This window comes from Delftia sp. 60 (assembly GCF_002754395.1).
Classification (GTDB): domain Bacteria; phylum Pseudomonadota; class Gammaproteobacteria; order Burkholderiales; family Burkholderiaceae_C; genus Comamonas; species Comamonas acidovorans.
Genome location: NZ_PEFD01000001.1, coordinates 4,320,621 through 4,337,261, shown reverse-complemented (window position 1 = coordinate 4,337,261; position 16,641 = coordinate 4,320,621). Strand labels below are relative to the sequence as shown.

The following is a 16,641-nucleotide window of genomic DNA, read 5'->3' as shown; positions in this document are numbered from 1 at the left end:
CGCGGCAAATCTGCGATGCTCAGTCGCTTTTCGTTCCCGACTTGGATACAGACGGCGGGGCCTGGCGCCAGGCCCTGCGGACAACAACATGCATGTTCTCTTGGTGGAAGACAACGCGCTGGTGGCCAGCGGCGTGCGAGCCGGCCTGCAGCTGCAGGGCTTCGGCGTGGATACCGTGGCCTCGGCCGGGCAGGCGGATGCGGCCATCCGTTCCTCGCATTTCGATGCCTGCGTGCTGGACCTGGGCCTGCCCGACGAGGATGGCCTCTCGCTGCTGGCGCGCTGGCGCGGCCAGGGCCTGCAGGTGCCCGTGCTGGTGCTGACGGCGCGCGATGCCGTGTCACAGCGCATCGAAGGCCTGCAGACCGGCGCCGACGATTACCTGGTCAAGCCCTTTGACCTGCACGAACTGGCGGCGCGCCTGCATGCGCTGCTGCGCCGCGCGGCCGGCCGCAGCGTGGACTGGATCGAGCTGGGCGAGGTGCGCATCAACCCCGCTGCAGGCCACATCCAGCGCCAGGGCCGCACGGTGGAGCTGTCGCGCCGCGAGTGGTCGCTGCTGCGCGCGCTGCTGCAGTCGCCGGGCCGCATTCTGAGCACCGAGCAACTGCGCGACAGCCTCTACGGCTACAGCCAGGACGTGGAGAGCAATGCCGTCAACGTGCATGTGCACCACCTGCGCCGCAAGCTGGGCCATGAACTGGTGGAGACGGTGCGCGGCGAGGGCTATCGCCTGGGCCTGCACCCATGATGCGCAGCCTGCGCGTGCGCCTGCTGGCATGTCTGTGCCTGGCGCTGTGCACGCTGTGGGGCGGGGTGGCGGCCTGGATGTTCTCGGACATGCGCAACGAGCTGCGCACCGTGCTGGATGACCGGCTGATCGCCTCGGCGCGCATGGTGGCCGGCATCGTCCACCAGTTCCGGCCTGCCCGGGAGCTGCCGCAGGACTGGAGCCCCATGCTCAACGTGATCGCGCGCGACGGCGTGGCCTGCGAGGTCAGCCTGGTGCGCGGCGAGGTCCAGCCCGTGCGGCCCGAATCGGCCCTGCCGCAGGTACTGGCCAAGACCGAAGGCAGTCCCGTGTTCCCGCAGAGCATGCCGCTGGGCTTCTCGACCATCATCAAGGGGGGCAAGCCCTGGCGCACCTATGTGCTGGAGGACCACGGCGTGCGCATCGCCACGGCCGACCGCATCGATGTGCGCGAGGGCCTGATCCACGGCTTTGCCTACACCATCGTCCTGCCCTTCGTGCTGGCGCTGCTGGCCAGCATGGGGCTGATGTGGTGGGCCGTGACCCAGGGCCTCAGGCCGCTGGAGGCCCTGCGGCGCGAACTGGCGCGCCGCCCGCCCGGCGACGACTCGCCCGTGGCCCAGGGCCTGCAGACGCGCGAACTGGCGCCGCTGGTGGGCACGCTCAACCAGCTGCTGCACCGCGTGCGCGCGGCCATAGACCGCGAGCGCCGCTGGAGCGACGACGCCGCCCATGAGCTGCGCACGCCGCTCACCGCCATCAAGACCCATGTGCAGGTGGCGCAGATGGCGCTGGCGGCGCCCGGCATGCCTGCCGGCCTTCTGGCCGCGCCGCCCGGCTCCATGGCCCGCGATTCGCTGGCCCAGGCGGGCGAGGGCGTGGAGCACCTGCAGCACACGCTGGAGCAATTGCTGCTGCTGGCGCGGCTGGAGCAGCATGAACCTGGCGCTGCCTCCGTGCTGGCCTGCGGCGATGCGCCTGCCGATGCGCTGCAGGCGCTGGACAAGGCCTGGCAACTGGCTGTGAATGCCGTGAGCGCCCAGGCCCCAGCGCCCGCGCTTCGTACATGGCTGGACAACGGCCAGCCCGTGCAGGACTGGCCGCTGGCCATCTCCGAGCCCCTTCTGGTCTCGGCCCTGCGCAATCTGCTGGAAAACGCCCTGCGCCATGCGCCGCAGCATCCCGTGGAACTGGCCGTGCGCCCCATTGGCGCCATGCCGGGCAAGACGCAGCAGCCGGGCACAGGCTATGTGGAGTTCACCGTGGCCGACCACGGCCCGGGGCTCAGCGCCGAGGAATGCGAAGAGGCCACGCGCCGCTTCTGGCGCAAGCGTCCCCAGGAGCATGGCAGCGGCCTGGGCCTGCCCATCGTGCAGCGCATCGCCGAATGCGCAGGCGGCTGCCTGCTGCTGCAGCCGCGCAGCCTGTGGCGGCCCGAGGAAGGCCAGGCCAGCGGCCTGGTCGCGCGCCTGTACCTGCCGCTGGCGGACGGTCCGGGCCCGCAGGCCCCGGCCGCCGGCCCATTAGCGCTGGCCCATTAACGCCGGCTTAATCTCGGTTCCGTATCGTGCGGGCCTGGCTGGCCAGCCCTGCGGGCATTGCGCCTTGCGGGGCGGCGGCCGGTATCCCTATTCGACCCTGTCCGCCGCAGCCGTGCGCTCCTGGGTGCGTGGCGCGGACGCATGGCAGGGCAAATGCCTCTTCCCACGATGATCCGCATGAACAAACAGACCCTGTCCCGGTCGTGCATCGCCATCGGCATCTGCATGCTGATGGGCAGCGCCTGGGCGCAAGACGCCGCGCCCAAGGCTCCAGCGCCCGCAGCAGCGCCCACAGCTGCGGTGCAAGGCAGTGCAGCAGCCGGCCAGAAAATCGCCCAGTCGGGCACGCCCCAGGGTGCGGCGGCATGTGCCACCTGCCACGGCGCCAAGGGCGAGGGCATGGCGGGCTTTCCGGCCCTGGCCGGCCAGCACGCCGGCTATCTGGTGCGCCAGCTTCAGCACCTGGCCGACGGCAGCCGCCAGGCCCCCGTGATGGCGCCCATGGCCAAGGCCCTGTCGGCCCAGGACCGTGCAGATGTCTCGGCCTACTACGCCAGCCTGCCGCTGCCCATCCAGCCCGTGCGCGGCCCCCTGCCCAAGGGCAAGGACGATGACGGCGCCTGGCTGGTCGAGCGCGGCCGCTGGGCGGACGGCATTCCCGCCTGTGCCCAATGCCACGGCCCGGGCGGCGTGGGCGTGGGCGCCGATTTCCCGGCCATCGGCCACCTGACGGCCGACTACATGCAAAGCCAGGTCGCCGCCTGGAACAAGGGCCAGCGCGAGGCCGGCCCGCTGGGCCTCATGGGCAAGGTCGCGCAAAAGCTCACGCCCGCGGACATCCAGGCCGTGGCGGCCTACTACGCCCGCCTGCATGGCGCCAGCACCAGCTCCAGCACCAGCACCGCAGCCACGGCCTCCGCGCCAGCCAAACCCTGATGGACCGGGAGCCGAACATGTCCGATACACAACCCACCCGCGCCTCTCAAAACTCCAATACCGCCGAGTACGTCGTCGTCGCCTGCCTGTTCGCCGGCCTGGCGGGCGCGCTCGCCTATGGCATGTACATCAGCCAGCCAGACATGCCACCTGCGCCGGCCCGCGTGGGCGCGGTCCCCGCTGCGGCTGCCACTGCAGCCAGGGCCGATGCAAATGCGAATGCCCAGGTCACTTCCCAGGCCGTGAAAGTGGCTGCCGACGGCGGCGCCTTCACACCCCCCGGCGCCCGCGACATCCCCGACACGCCCATGGGCGAGTGGATTCGCCGTGGCGAGGCCATCTTCCTGCGCACGCCGGCCAACGCCGTGGGCTTTTCGGGCAACACCCTCAACTGCGTGAACTGCCACCTGGACGCAGGCCGGCTCAAGGGCGCCGCACCCATGTGGGGTGCCTACCCGCTGTACCCGGCCTACCGCAAGAAGACCAACCACGTGGACACCTTCGCCGAGCGCGTGCGCGGCTGCTTCATGTACAGCATGAACGGCAAGGCCCCCGACGACGGCCACGACATCCTCGTGGCGCTGGAGGCCTACGCCTACTGGATGGCCCAGAAGGCGCCCACGGGCGAGAAGCTGCCGGGTGCGGGCTTCACCAAGGTGGGCAAGGCCGCGCAGGAGCCCAGCTTCGAGCGCGGCGCCAAGGTCTACGAGGCCAAGTGCGCGCTGTGCCACGGCGCGCAGGGCCAGGGCCAGGAAGCGGGCGGCGTGACCGTGTTCCCGCCGCTGTGGGGCAAGCAGTCCTACAACTGGGGTGCGGGCACGCATGAGGTGGACAAGGCCGCCAGCTTCATCAAGGGCAACATGCCCTACGGCAACCCCACGCTGGACGACCAGGAAGCCTGGGACGTGGCCACTTACATCAACAGCATGGAGCGCCCCCAGGACCCGCGCTTCACCGGCAACGTGGCCGACACGCGCAAGCATTTCCACGACACCCCGTTCTCGCTGTACGGCACCGAGGTCAACGGCCGGCTGCTCAAGGGTCTTTGAGCAGGTCGGACAGGCAACGGCAGGCAGGGCGCAGGCCTGCGTTGCCGTACATGGCAGGGCGCTGACGGCCGCCCTGCAAGCACATCTGCGCCGGTGCGGCCTTTGCACCAGACGGCGTACGGTCATCGGTTTGACGGCCGGCATTTCATGATTTAATAAGAATCATTCTCACTGATTTGCCAGCGCATCCGGCTTGCATCGCAGCACACCGCCTTGCCGGCAAGCCAGGCCCGTGCCGCACAGGGCCATGCGCAAAGGCCTTCGCGCGACCACCGCGCAATGCTCAGGTTTGCCGAGGAAACCATGACCCAGACCTTGGACGACATTCAGCAACTGGCGCATGAGCACCAGGTGCTGCTGCGTGGCTACGGCCACGCCCAGTTGCGCAGCAGCGAACTGCTGTGCCTTCAAGCCCAGGAAATAGAGAGGCTGCAAAGGCTGGTGATCCGCCAGCGCGCGGCCTTGATGGCCAAGGAAACCCAGCTGCTGTGGGCGCGCGAGGAGCGCGAGGCGCTGGAGAAGGCCATTCCTGGCCTCTCGCGCCGTGTCACATTGGCACGGCGCGTGGAGTCGCTGCTGGTGCGCGTGCAGGACCTGTTGCGCGAGCGCGCACGCTGGCAGCGCCAGACGGCCGCGCCCGTGGCCCAGCCCGCCATGCCTGCGCGGGAGCCCGAGCAGGACGCCGAGGCCTTCGAGGCCAGCCTGCGCGAGGCCGATCTGGTGATCTGCCAGACCGGCTGCCTGAGCCACGGCGAGTACTGGCGCGTACAGGACCATTGCCAGCGCACGGGCAAGACCTGCGTGCTGGTGGAGCAGCCCGATGCGCTGCGCATCGTCCGCATACACCGGGGTGCCGAAGGCGGCGACAACCCCGCCATGACACTGACACACGGAGACACCACCGCATGACACGCAGCAAGATGCCCCTGAGCCCGGGTGGCGAACCCGAACTGCGCAGCGTCGGCCTGAAGGCCACGCTGCCGCGCATGCAGGTGCTGGAAATCTTCAGGCAGAGCGCATCGCGCCACCTGCATGCCGAGGACGTGTTCCGCCTGCTGGCCGAGCGGCGTGCCGAGGTGGGCCTGGCCACCGTCTACCGCGTGCTGTCGCAGCTGGAGGCTGCAGGCCTGCTGCTGCGCCAGACCTTTGAAAGCGGCAAGGCGGTGTTCGAGCTCAATGAGGGGCCGCACCATGACCACCTGATCTGCCTGCAGTGCGGACGCGTGGATGAATTCAGCAACGACCACATCGAGGCGCTGCAGCACCAGGTGGCCCAGGCCCACGGCTACCGCCTGGCCGACCACCGCCTGGCCCTGTACGGCCATTGCGGCGCGTGCTCGCAGCTGCCACCCGAATCACCGGCACAGCCCGTGCAGGCAAGACAGCCTGCGCTGCAGGACAACGAATGAGCACCAACGACAGATCCCTGACCCTTGAGCAGCGCGCCGCGCTGGACCTGCTGATGTCGCGCCAGTCACGCTGGCCGCTGCAGGAGCCGGCGCCCGGCCCCGGCGTGATCGACACCGTCATCGACGCGGCCTTGCGCGCCCCCGACCACGGCCAGCTGCGCCCCTGGCGCTTCGTGCTGGTGCAGGGCGATGCGCGCCATGCGCTGGGCGAGGTGTTCGTGCAGGCCGCCAAGGCGCGCGATCCCCAGGCCGACGCCGAGCGATTCCGCGCCAAGGCCCTGTCCGCCCCGCTGATCATCGCGCTGGGCGTGCACCTGCAGCCCGAGCACAAGGTGCCTGAAAGCGAGCAGCTGCTGGCCGGTGGCGCTGCCGCCATGAACATGCTCAACGCCCTGCACATCCTGGGCTTTGGCGGCTTCTGGGCCAGCGGCGCCAACAGCCACGATGCGCGCGTGCGCGAGGCCCTGGGATTCGAGCCCCATGACCGGCTCGTCGGCCTGCTGTATGTGGGCACGCCCGTCTCGGCCGGCCGCGAAGCCCTGCGGCCGCCGCGCAACCGCTTTGTGCGCGAATGGCAGCCCGGGCAAGACCTGGTGCAAGGCCTGGCCCTGGCCCAGTCCTCCAGCGCGGCCGACGAAGGCTGATCCTGGTTCCCTGAAACAAGGATGCCCGGCTTGACCGGGCATCTTTCGTTGCGGCTGCGCAATCGGCCTAAGCGGCCGTCTCGACCGACTTCAACTGGTAGATGGCATAGAAGTGCACGCCAAAGGTCCAGCGGAATGCCGGCCCCACCAGCGAGTAGGGCGGGCCGTAGCCTTCCATCACCTGGTGCGCGGCCACCAGCTGCAGGCGCGGATGGGCTTGCGCCAGATCGGCCTCGCGGCGCAGGCCCCAATGGAACTGGGCCTGGGTGAGCCGGACCGAGGGGTGCTGGCTTGCGCGCCCGGCGGCCAGCCAGCACATGGCGTCGAACACCAGTTCCGAACCCGGCGGGCTGCATTGCGCAAACGTGGTCCACAGCGCCTGTATCTGCTCTTTTTGCAGGTACATGGAAACGCCTTCGGCCATCATGAAGACGGCAGGCCCTGACCTGTCGGCCGGCAGTCCCAGCCGCTGCCACCAGTCGGCGTCGGCCAGGTCGAATTCGCGGATCTCCTGGCGCTCCGATTGCCAGGGCAGCAACTGCCTGCGCAGTGCGACCACCGGCCCCAGGTCCGCATCCGTCATGCGCATCTGCCCGTTGTCCAGCCATTGGAAATAGTCGCTGAGGCCGCAGCCCAGGTTCACCACATGGCCCTGCGGCTGGCGCCGGAGAAAGTCCTGCGCCAGCGCGCGAAAGCAGTGCGTGCGCGCCAGCACGCCGTAGATGCTCTGCCTGTCCTGCAGCCAGCGGCTGCCGTCGTCGCCCAGCTGGGTCAGGGTGTCCAAGGCATGGGCATCGCTGACGGCCATGCCCGGGAACAGCCGGTCGCCCAGGGCGCGGGCGGTCAGCGGAATGCGCAGCGTCTCGCTGACGTCGGACAGTTTTTCCTGCCGGGGCATGGAGGGCGGCGCATCGGTGAAAGCCGGGCCGGCCGACAGTGCAAGAGGTTCGGGCATTGCTCGCTCCTGTGGTGCGCTGCAGGCCAGCATGCCAAGCCTGCGCACGTCATGAACCAGTTAACGGAAATCATTCATATTGGTTTGATGCAAGGCTGCCACGGCACGACCCGCGACGCTGCCATGGCCATCATGCGCGAAGTCCGTTCAGAACCGGCAGTCCGCAGTCTGCACCAGTTGCGCAAAGGCGCCGCCCAGCGTGCGGTTGTGGTGGCCGATGATGAGCTCGGCCTGCAGCAGCGGCGAATCGGTGGTGGTATGGGCATCCGCCACCAGCACCGGGCGAAAGCCCAGGCCGGCTGCGGCACGGCAGGTGGTGTCCACGCAGAACTCGGTCTTCATGCCGGCGATGACCAGTTCGGCAATGCCGGCTTCGGCAAGCCAGGTGGCCAGGCCGGTGCCCTCGAAGCAGCTGGGCCGTGTCTTGTCGAAGACGCGGTCCCGCTGCGCATCGATGCCCAACTGCGGCAGCAGTTGCGTGAGCGGGCTGCCCGGGGCGATCGGCGAGCCTGCAGGGCCGGTGTGGCGCGCAGCGAAGATGGGCGCGCCGGCTTCACGGGCGCGGGCGATCAGTTGTCGGGTGTTCGCCAGCACGCGGTCCTTGTCGAACGGCGCATCGCTGCCGTTGAAAAGGCCTTGCTGCATGTCGATGACGAGCAGGGCACGCCGTGGGGCGTCCGGTGCGGCCGTCGAGGATGGGGAGGAAGGGTCGGAAGGGGCGGAAGGGGCGGAAGGGGCGGAAGGGGGAATCTGCATGAAGTCTCTCCGGTGATGCCCTGGATGCACGGAGAAACGCAAAGGCCCCGTCCATCGTGGGCGGGGCCTTGGGGGATGGTGGCTGCCTTGCGGCGCTCAGGTATCCGTCCACGGTCCGCCGTTGGCGGTCGTGGTGGTGGTCGTGAGGCGGTGCGTGGCAAAAACCATCCGCGCATCCTGAGGCCGGCGATGCGGCCTGTCAACCCTTGCGTGCGCGGGCCTGGCCCTCACGACTTGTTGACCTTGTGGTCCTCGCCCTTGGCTTCTTCCATGGCCTCGGGCTCCAGCTCCTCGGCGGAGCGGTTGAGGTGGATGAAGGCGCCCCAGCCCAGCAGCAGGACACCCACGGCGCTGACCAGGGCGGCGGGGTAGAGCAGGTGGGCGGGTTCTTCCTGCGTCTTGAAGGCGGCGACCAGGGCCTCCACGGCCAGCGCGACGACCAGCACCACCAGAAAGCGCGAGAGAAAGCGGCGCACGCGCGTGGGGCCGCTGATGTGGGCCTCGCGGATGACTTCCTCTTCGGTGATGGTCTGGGCGATCTGCAGTGCAACCACGCCGGAGGCCAGGATGCCCAGCGCCTCGACGATGCGCAGGCCCGATTCGCCATCCACGCCATGCGCCATGGCGTTCCAGCCCTTCAGGCCCGCGATCCAGAGCAGGGCCACGGCGGCCAGCGAAAACAGCAGCGCGATGAGGGCGTGCAACACGGTGAAAAGGGTATGGATGGCTTTCATGGCAGAGGGCGGAGAGTGGGCCGTGGCGCATGTTTCCACGGCGCCGGCGCGCCGCTTGTAGGAAGCGGCGAACAGCGGTGGACAGGCGGCCTGCCTGTCTGCGGTTCACGGGCATGGATAGAATCCGAGGACCATGTCCAAATGGTTCATCGCGGTTTTCTCCCTGCACTTCGTCGTCAGCGTGGCCTTGTCCACGCTGGGGCTTGCGCCATGGCGCGCCCTGCCGCACGAGCCATGCGAGCCGCCCGGTGTCCACCCGCGCGCGGCCTGCGCCGGCCCGGAGCGCGAGGCGGCGCCGCGGGTGGACACGGTCTCCCTGCTCGATGACTTCGACCACGCGCTGATGGACGATCAGCAGGACCTCCCCGATGTCGTGCACGCCGTGGACGGCATGCCGGCACCCCGTCTGCAGGCCGGGCGCCACATCACCGCCAGCCTGCGCGAAGGCCCTTGGCGCAGCCTGGCCCCGCCCGACCGGCCTCCCCGGGCAGCCTGATCCCCATTGCCGTTTTTCTGACCTGCAGTGCCCTGCGCCTGCGGTGCCTCTGCCGCTTCGGGACCCTGTCCTGAAAGCCCGGCTGCCGGGCTTGCCCCTGGCTTTCCTTCTTCCCGGACCCATCGCCGCATGGGCCCTTTCTGCCGCAGCTGCGGCTCCCGGTTCCCACAACACGCATCATGGAAATTGCCATACTTTTTGCGCTGATCCTGCTCAATGGCGTCTTCGCCATGTCCGAGATCGCGCTGGTGACGGCGCGCAAGGCGCGCCTGCAAAAACTCATTGACGAGGGCGATGCCGGCGCCGCCGCCGCCGCGCAGCTGGGAGCCGATCCCACGCGCTTTCTGTCCACCATCCAGATCGGCATCACCTCCATCGGCGTGCTCAACGGCATCGTCGGCGAGGCCGCGCTGGCCGCTCCCCTGGCCGAGTGGCTGCAGCGCATGGGCGTGCCCACGCCCTATGGCGGCTACACGGCCACGGCGCTGGTGGTGGTGCTGATCACCTACTTCTCCATCGTCGTCGGCGAGCTGGTGCCCAAGCGCATCGGCCAGACCTATCCTGAGACCTTTGCGCGCCTGATCGCACGCCCAGTCAACTGGCTGGCCCATCTGACCAAGCCCTTCGTGGTGCTGCTGTCCGTGTCCACCCATGCGCTGCTGCGCCTGCTGGGCGTCAAGGAAAACAGCGGCAGCGTCGTCACCGAGGAAGAGATCCACGCCATGCTGGCCGAAGGCACGACGGCCGGCGTCATCGAATCGCACGAGCACACCATGGTGCGCAACGTGTTCCGCCTTGATGACCGCCAGATCGGCTCGCTCATGGTGCCGCGCAGCGACGTGGTCTGCCTGGATGCCGATGCGCCGTTCGAGGACAACCTGCGCGTGATCGAGCAGTCCGACCACGCGCGCTTTCCCGTGGTGCGCGGCGGCATGGACTCCATCATCGGCGTGCTCAACGCGCGCCAGTGGCTGTCGCGCGCGCTGCAGGGCAAGGAGCAGGGCCTGACCGACCAGCCCATGCAGACCGCGCTCTATGTGCCCGAGACTATCACCGGCATGGAACTGCTGGAGAGCTTTCGCCTGTCCGACGTGCACATGGCCTTCGTGATCGACGAGTACGGCGAGGTCCAGGGCATCGTCACCCTGCAGGACCTGGTGGAGGCCATCACGGGCGAGTTCCAGCCCCGCGATCCGCGCAACTCCTGGGCGCTGCAGCGCGAGGACGGCAGCTGGCTGCTGGACGGCCACATCCCCGTGCCCGAACTCAAGGACCGGCTGGAGCTGGCCACCGTGCCCGAGGAAGAGCGCGGCCGCTACCACACGCTGGCCGGCATGGTCATGCTGCTCACGGGCCGGCTGCCGTGTGTCACCGACACCGTGCAATGGGAAGGCTGGCGCTTCGAGGTGGTGGACATGGACGGCAAGGCCATCGACAAGGTGCTGGCCATGCGCGTGGACGTGTCGCTGCAGGTACCGGGTGATGAAGACGGCGGTGCGGCCCATGCCGCGCGCTGAACGCCGGGGCCCGCGCGGCGCATGGAAACTGCTGGCATGCGCGGCGGCCGTGATCTTCATGGCCGCCTGCCTGGATGGCGTGCAGGGCTATCCGCAGCAGCAGGCGCTCATCATCAGCCCCTACGACATGACCCAGGAGCAGCGGCTTGCCGAAATGAACGCCATGGGCGCGGCCGGCCATGCCGACCATCGCTGGACCTACGAACTGCGCCCCGGCTGCGTGCTGCGCGTGGACCTGGACGGCCCGCAGGGCCCCAGGCCTTCGCATGACATCGCCCTGCTGGGCAGCGTGGTGGCTGTCACGGCCCAGCGCGAACGCGGCAGTTTCCGCGTGGAGCTGCAGCCCGGCGACGGCCTGCAGGCCGCGCGCTCCCTGGTGCTGGAAAGCGCCAAATGGGCCGACGCCAGCTGGACCCAGCTGCTGCTGCGTCTGATGCAAAAGGGCTGCGTGGAAATGCAGGGCCTCTCGCACGGCAGGACCACCGGCAGGCACTGAGAGGCCACGCAAAGCGGCAGAGATCGGCAGGCCAGGCAAGCGCGGTTTGCCTGGCCCCGCAAATGAAAAGCGGCACCGAAGTGCCGCCGGTTTGAACGCGGGACGAGAGCCCCGCGCACAAGGCAGGTCGCCGGCTTACTTGGCCAGCGTCAGCGTGCCCTTCATCAGCGCGGAGTGGCCGGGGAAGGAGCAAAAGTAGCTGTAGGCCTCGCCGGCCTTTAGGGCGGCGGTGGAGAAGGTGACGGAATCGCTCTCGCCGCCGCCGATCACCTTGGTGTGGGCGATCACGCGGGCATCCTTTTCCTTCACGAAGTCCTTGGCCGCACCAGCGGCGATGCCGTCATTGGCCACGGGCTGCAGGTCGGCCGTCTTGCTCAGCACCCAGTTGTGGCCCATGGCCGTCTTGGGCAGCTTGCCCACGTGCTTGAGCTTGACCGTGAACTGCTTGCAGCTGGCGGGCACGCTGATGGTGGGCTTGTTGAATTGCATGGCGTCATTGCCTTCGATCTCGACGGCGCAGTCGGCGGCCAGCACAGGCGCGGCGACGGCAGTCATTGCGAGGGCCAAGAGGACGGGCTTCCATTGCTTTGCCATTGTTTTCTCCTTGAAAAGCGGGTGAGGTGGCTGGCATCCGAGGGCCATGGACCGGCAGGCGGTCTGTCGCCATGGATGCTTTGTATGGCTGCCTTAAGCATAGACAGGATCGGGGGCGGCAGGTTGATTTGAATCAAGTCAAAAGAGTTCGAAGACTTGCGCTTGGAGCATGCGGTATGGCGTCGCGCATGCAGGGCATGCATTCGGGCTGCCGCAGGAAAACGGTTTTGCCGCCCGTGGTCTTTTGGCGACGGGCAACCCCACAGCTCGCATGCCTCTACTCACGTCAGTCACATTTGGGTACGATTGCGGAAAATAGAGGGAATGTATGAGATTGCTTGTTTTCATAGGTTCGATCATCGGCGCCATCTTTCTGCTGACGGCGTTCTTCGTCGACAGCTCCCATCAACAGGCGGCGCTGGCGGCCATGGCCTGCGCCAGCGTCCTCATTCCCTATGTGCTGTTCAGATTGCACTCGATCGCCGTCGAGCATGACCAGCTCGACCAGATCCTGCAACTGGTGCGAAAGTCCGGCAGCCAGGGCGAGGGGCTGGCGCAGGGAGAAGATGGGGCCCCTGAGGCGAGCGGGCCCGTGGCGCCCAGGTCCTGGATGTCCTGAGGCCTGGCATCGACAGGTCTGGCATCAACAGGTCTGGGGGGTGTCAGGCGAACTGCACCACCACGCGCCGGTTGGTGCGGCTTTTCTTCTCGATCTTGGTGACGGCCACCGTGCCTATCTCGGCCGTGCTGCGCACATGCGTGCCGCCGCAGGGCTGACGGTCCAGGCCGGGGATGTCGATGATGCGGATCGTCGCCGTGCCGCCTGGGGGCGCGGCGCCTGCGGTGCGCACCAGGTCGGGCTGTGCAGCCAGTTGCTCGGGCGTGATGCGGTCCACGTTCACGGCATGGCTGGCGGCGATCAGGGCGTTCAGGCGCTCCGTCAGATCGGCCTTGTCCAGCGTGGACTCGGGTAGGTCGAAATCCAGGCGCGCCGAGTCGGGCGAGATGCTGCAGCCCGTCACGGGCACAGGCACCAGCACGCCCAGCAGGTGCAGGCAGGTGTGCAGGCGCATCAGCCGGTGGCGCCTGTCCCAGTCAATCACCACCTGGACACGTTCACCCACCTGGGGCGGGGCATCGGTCTGCAGCACATGCAGGATGCGCTGCCGGTCATCGGCATAGACGGTGTCGATCAGGGCCAGTCTGCGTCCGTCGGCCAGGGTCAGAGTCCCGGTGTCGCCGGCCTGGCCGCCGCTGCGGGCATAGCAGACCGTGGCATCGAGCTCGATGCCTTCGGGGCTGACGGCCGTCACGGTGGCTTCGCAGCGGTCCAGGTAGGCGTCGTCGTCAAAGAGCTTGTGCGTCTGGGACAGGGGCATGGGCATGGGGTGTCTCTGGGGTCATGTCGCGGTCCATGGTATCGGCGGCATGGCAGGGCCGGGCAGTACGCCTGGGCGAAAAGTCCCCAGTACAGTCCATGGCCCGCAGCGGTGGCAGTCGCCTGCTTGACAGCCTGTCAAGTGGCGGTGCCCGCGACCTGACAAGATCGGCGCCCGCACCGCGTGCGTGCCGGGGAACAATGGCATGGCCGTTGCGGATGGCGCTACAGATTTTTCCAAAGCTGACGACATACGCAGGGCATGAATCTGTGAGTTTTCCGAGGGACTGTCCGGATGGATCAAGAACTTCTGCTTCCGTCCGGTGCAGGCTCCACCCCGTCTCCATCCCGGCAGGCCCTGGTTTGCGGCTGCCCACATTGTTCATCTCCTCATCTTTATGAGCACTACCGATCTTCACGCAGCTTCCCTGAGCGATCTCTATGACCGGCTGGACGAAGGCCTCAGCGAAGAGGCCTTTGCCGCCGAACTTGATGCCCGGCTTCATGACGGGCGGGCCGATGAGGCATGCACCTTCCTGCGCGGCTGCGAGGAGCGTTGTCTCAACATCCTGGGGCATCTGAGCGGCAGCGACGCACCCTGGTCGCGTGACGGCGATCGCTGGCTGGCCTTTGCGCGGCTCACCGTGCCGCGCGGCCATGTGCTGTCGGGCCGCAGCGAGGAGCTGACCAATGCCCATGTGGCTGCCGAAGTGCGGGTGCTGGCCGAGCAATGGCTGGCCCACGCCCGCAGCGCCGACCTGCCTGTGTACAAGGGCATAGGCTTGGTGCTCGGCAGCCTGCTGCCCTGGCTCAGTTATCCCGGCATGCCCTATGACGAGGTGACGTCCACGCTGGACTGGGCGCTGGCGCTGCGCGAGGAGGCCGGGTTCCGCCGCAACCATGAGTACCACGCGGCCTGGAAGCCCCTGGTCGCCCAGCTGAACGATGCCGACCTGCTGCGCTATGCCGCCGTGGGCGGCAAGTTGTTCGACGATGTGCTGGACCACTACCGCAACGAGCGCCAGCCCAGGCAGCCCAAGGGTCAGGGCTGGAAGGACTGGCTGCCTTTTTTTGCCGAGCATCCCCAGCTCTTCGACAAATCCTACATAGATGATCCCGACCTGATCGGGCAGCGCTGGGCCAGTGCCGGCGCGCCCCGGCGAGAGGAACTGGCCGCGCTGCTGCTCAGCCAATTGACCTACTCCCAGCGCGCCGAGCGGACGAGCGCATTGCAATTGCTGGACCGCCTGGTGGCCGAGGATCCCGCGCCCTTTGCCAAGCAGCTGCGTGAGAACGGCCGCTACCAGATCAGCCTGGCGCTGGCCATGCATGTCATGAAGCAGGACGGTGCCGCCTTGCTGCCCCTGCTGCTGCCCGCCATGGCCCAGCGCTGCGACCGCGAGGACGAGCTGCGCCGCTACCGCAGCGTGATCCGCGAACTGGTGACCCGCCGCCCCGCCGATCTGGCCGAGGTGCCTGTCAAGGATCTGGTCAATGTGCTGCCCGCGTTCGACACCGCCAGCCTGAAGGCCACGCTGCCCACCTTGACCCCGCTCATCGCAGGCAGCAGCGCAAAGGGCCTGCGCGCCGCCATGGCCGGTCTGGCCGCCCATATTCCGCTGGCCAGTTTGGTGGATGCCGGCTGGCTGAACAAGCCGCCCAAGAACCTGCTGCTGACCTGCCGCGACGTGCTGCTGGCCCACCCCGACCCCGCCGTCGGTCCCTTGCTGGCGCAGTTGCTGGCCGGCGGCAAACTGGATGCGGCCTCGGCCAGCAGCGTGCAGCAGCGGCTGCAGCAGTTGGGCCTAACAGGGCAGGGCGCCTCGACATCGGATGAAAGCCAGGCAGATGCCGCATCGCCAGCGTCTGCCGCTGGCGGCGTGGATCTGGACGCCCAGCTCGCCTCCATCAAGCGCCTGAGCGCGGCCATCAAGCCCTTCGATACGCCCGAGCTGCTGGCGCTGTGCGCGCCGCTGTCCGAACACGCGGCCCGCGTGCTGCTGCATGTATCCGCCATTGCCGAAGGCGGCCTGCCGCCGCTGGCCGGCGAGCTGCTGGCGCGCATTCCGGCCGACAACCGTGCCCGCCTGGCGCTGGCCCTGGTGCAGCAATGGATTGCTTCCGAGGGCGAACCCAAGCAGCGCTGGGCGCTCAGGCTGCTGCCCGGCCATGCCGATGACCGCGTGGTCGATGCGCTGGTGTCCGCCGTCCAGGCCTGGAACCGCCCGCGCCTGCAGCGCGCGGCCGCCGCCGTGGAGCATCTGGGCGAGGTGGACAGCCTCTACGCTCTGCTGCGCGTGCAGGAGATCTCCGAGTCGCGCTCGCTCAAGGACCAGGTGCAGCGCACGGCGCGCATCGCCCTGCGCGCTGCCGCTGCCCGCCGCAAGATGAGCGTGCCCGAACTCTTCGACGAGCTGACGCCGGACTTCGGCCTGGGCCAGGGCCTGACGGTCACGGTCGGGCCGCAGAGCTACCGCGTGGAGCTGCAGGGCGATCTGAGCCTGCGCGTCATCAACGACAAAAACAAGGCCAGCAAGACCATTCCTGCGGTCAAGGACGAGGCGCTCAAGCCCGAATGGGAGGCCGCCACCGCGCAGCTCAAGACCCTGGCCACCAGCCTCAAGACCGTGGTCAAGCAGCAGGCGCCGCGCATGCTGGCGGCCCTGGTCAGCGGCAAGCGCTGGCCGCTGGATCGCTGGCAGCGGCTGTTCGTGGCCCACCCGCTGCTGCGCATCGTGGGGCGCAGCCTGATCTGGCGCGCAGAGGATGCGCCGGGCCTGGCGCGCACCAGCTTCCGCCTGGCCGAGGATTTCTCGCTGGTCGATGTGGAGGATGAAACCGTGACCCTGCCTGCTGGCTGCAGCATCAGCCTCTGGCACCCGGCCACGGCCCAGCCCGGCGAGCGCGAAGCCTGGCAGGCCTACATGGCCGACTATGAGCTGGATGCCCTGGTTGACCAGCTGGGCGCCTGCGCCGAGCAGCCCGCGCCAGGCCAGTTCAAGAACGGCATGCTGCTGCCGCCCGCGCCGATCACGCTGGCGCAGGAGCAGCTCGGCGGCCTGCTCAAGAAATTCGGCTACCGGCCGGGACCCGTGGGCGACGGCCCCAGCATCAACGAGCATGTGTGGCGCCTGCCCGCGCTGGAGCTGAGCCTGGAGCTGTCGCACGGCTATTTCCCGCCCTACCTGGACCTGGGTCTGCCCGTGGCCGTGGAAGGCCTGCGCGTGCACGACCTGAGCAAGGAATACGGGGCCAGCGCCGACCCGGCGCGGCTGCCCAAGCCGCTGCTGGCCACGCTGCAAGGCCAGTGGCTGGCCCTGGCGGCCAAGGCGGCTGCCTGAGCCTTTGTGAACCTTTGCTCCCTTGAAACGTTGGCCGCCCGACC

At 68.4% G+C, this 16,641-nt stretch carries 17 protein-coding genes; 12 read left to right on the top strand and 5 right to left on the bottom strand.

What is annotated here, in order from left to right:
* Window positions 1-88: 88 nt before the first annotated feature.
* The 7 genes from CLV01_RS19675 to CLV01_RS19645 all read left to right on the top strand — a co-directional run bounded on the left by CLV01_RS19675 (window position 89) and on the right by CLV01_RS19645 (window position 6,330).
* Window positions 89-751: a response regulator gene (locus tag CLV01_RS19675; protein WP_012206042.1), complete on the top strand. Its 663-nt coding sequence runs from the start codon at window positions 89-91 to the stop codon at window positions 749-751.
* The gene (locus tag CLV01_RS19670) at window positions 748-2,292 is read left to right on the top strand and encodes an ATP-binding protein (protein WP_099733432.1); all 1,545 of its coding nucleotides are present in this window, start codon (window positions 748-750) and stop codon (window positions 2,290-2,292) included. Before CLV01_RS19675 ends, CLV01_RS19670 begins: the two co-directional genes overlap by 4 nt.
* 168 nt (window positions 2,293-2,460) lie before the next feature.
* Complete coding sequence (locus CLV01_RS19665; RefSeq protein WP_099733433.1) at window positions 2,461-3,228, top strand: c-type cytochrome; 768 nt, start codon at window positions 2,461-2,463, stop codon at window positions 3,226-3,228.
* A gap of 17 nt (window positions 3,229-3,245) precedes the next feature.
* Window positions 3,246-4,277, top strand: coding sequence for a c-type cytochrome (locus CLV01_RS19660; protein ID WP_099735097.1), 1,032 nt, complete (start codon window positions 3,246-3,248; stop codon window positions 4,275-4,277).
* A gap of 303 nt (window positions 4,278-4,580) precedes the next feature.
* Complete coding sequence (locus CLV01_RS19655) at window positions 4,581-5,186, top strand: DUF2325 domain-containing protein (protein ID WP_063325936.1); 606 nt, start codon at window positions 4,581-4,583, stop codon at window positions 5,184-5,186.
* The gene (gene fur, locus CLV01_RS19650) at window positions 5,183-5,686 is read left to right on the top strand and encodes a ferric iron uptake transcriptional regulator (RefSeq protein WP_012206037.1); all 504 of its coding nucleotides are present in this window, start codon (window positions 5,183-5,185) and stop codon (window positions 5,684-5,686) included. Before CLV01_RS19655 ends, fur begins: the two co-directional genes overlap by 4 nt.
* Window positions 5,683-6,330 (top strand): nitroreductase family protein, encoded by a 648-nt coding sequence (locus CLV01_RS19645; RefSeq protein WP_099733434.1) that lies wholly within the window; start codon window positions 5,683-5,685, stop codon window positions 6,328-6,330. Before fur ends, CLV01_RS19645 begins: the two co-directional genes overlap by 4 nt.
* 67 nt (window positions 6,331-6,397) lie before the next feature.
* Here the strand turns inward: CLV01_RS19645 and CLV01_RS19640 are convergent, their stop codons facing one another.
* From CLV01_RS19640 to CLV01_RS19630, 3 genes are all read right to left on the bottom strand, one after another.
* Window positions 6,398-7,285, bottom strand: a complete 888-nt coding sequence (locus CLV01_RS19640; protein ID WP_099733435.1) for a class I SAM-dependent methyltransferase — start codon at window positions 7,283-7,285, stop codon at window positions 6,398-6,400.
* Between the two features lie 147 nt (window positions 7,286-7,432).
* On the bottom strand, window positions 7,433-8,041 hold the full coding sequence (locus CLV01_RS19635; protein WP_099733436.1) for a cysteine hydrolase family protein: 609 nt from the start codon (window positions 8,039-8,041) through the stop codon (window positions 7,433-7,435).
* A gap of 227 nt (window positions 8,042-8,268) precedes the next feature.
* Window positions 8,269-8,775 (bottom strand): hypothetical protein, encoded by a 507-nt coding sequence (locus CLV01_RS19630; protein ID WP_012206033.1) that lies wholly within the window; start codon window positions 8,773-8,775, stop codon window positions 8,269-8,271.
* A 133-nt stretch (window positions 8,776-8,908) separates the two neighbouring features.
* On the opposite strand from CLV01_RS19630, the gene CLV01_RS19625 reads away from it, so the two are divergent.
* The 3 genes from CLV01_RS19625 to CLV01_RS19615 all read left to right on the top strand — a co-directional run bounded on the left by CLV01_RS19625 (window position 8,909) and on the right by CLV01_RS19615 (window position 11,284).
* Window positions 8,909-9,271, top strand: a complete 363-nt coding sequence (locus tag CLV01_RS19625; protein WP_099733437.1) for a hypothetical protein — start codon at window positions 8,909-8,911, stop codon at window positions 9,269-9,271.
* A 179-nt stretch (window positions 9,272-9,450) separates the two neighbouring features.
* Window positions 9,451-10,788, top strand: coding sequence for a hemolysin family protein (locus CLV01_RS19620; protein ID WP_099733438.1), 1,338 nt, complete (start codon window positions 9,451-9,453; stop codon window positions 10,786-10,788).
* A complete protein-coding gene (locus CLV01_RS19615) occupies window positions 10,775-11,284 on the top strand; it encodes a hypothetical protein (protein WP_099735098.1) in 510 nt (169 codons plus the stop codon). Before CLV01_RS19620 ends, CLV01_RS19615 begins: the two co-directional genes overlap by 14 nt.
* Window positions 11,285-11,419: 135 nt before the next feature.
* Here the strand turns inward: CLV01_RS19615 and azu are convergent, their stop codons facing one another.
* Window positions 11,420-11,878 carry an azurin gene (azu, locus tag CLV01_RS19610; protein WP_012206029.1) on the bottom strand — a complete coding sequence of 153 codons (459 nt, stop codon included), beginning with the start codon at window positions 11,876-11,878 and terminating at the stop codon, window positions 11,420-11,422.
* A 328-nt stretch (window positions 11,879-12,206) separates the two neighbouring features.
* Here azu and CLV01_RS19605 point away from each other — a divergent pair, with 328 nt between their 5' ends.
* A complete protein-coding gene (locus CLV01_RS19605) occupies window positions 12,207-12,497 on the top strand; it encodes a hypothetical protein (protein ID WP_099733439.1) in 291 nt (96 codons plus the stop codon).
* A gap of 43 nt (window positions 12,498-12,540) precedes the next feature.
* Here CLV01_RS19605 and CLV01_RS19600 read toward each other — a convergent pair whose 3' ends face one another.
* A complete protein-coding gene (locus CLV01_RS19600; protein ID WP_099733440.1) occupies window positions 12,541-13,263 on the bottom strand; it encodes an alanyl-tRNA editing protein in 723 nt (240 codons plus the stop codon).
* A gap of 391 nt (window positions 13,264-13,654) precedes the next feature.
* On the opposite strand from CLV01_RS19600, the gene CLV01_RS19595 reads away from it, so the two are divergent.
* Entirely contained in the window at window positions 13,655-16,597 is a 2,943-nt protein-coding gene (locus CLV01_RS19595) for a DUF4132 domain-containing protein (RefSeq protein ID WP_099733441.1), read from the top strand.
* Window positions 16,598-16,641: the final 44 nt, after the last annotated feature.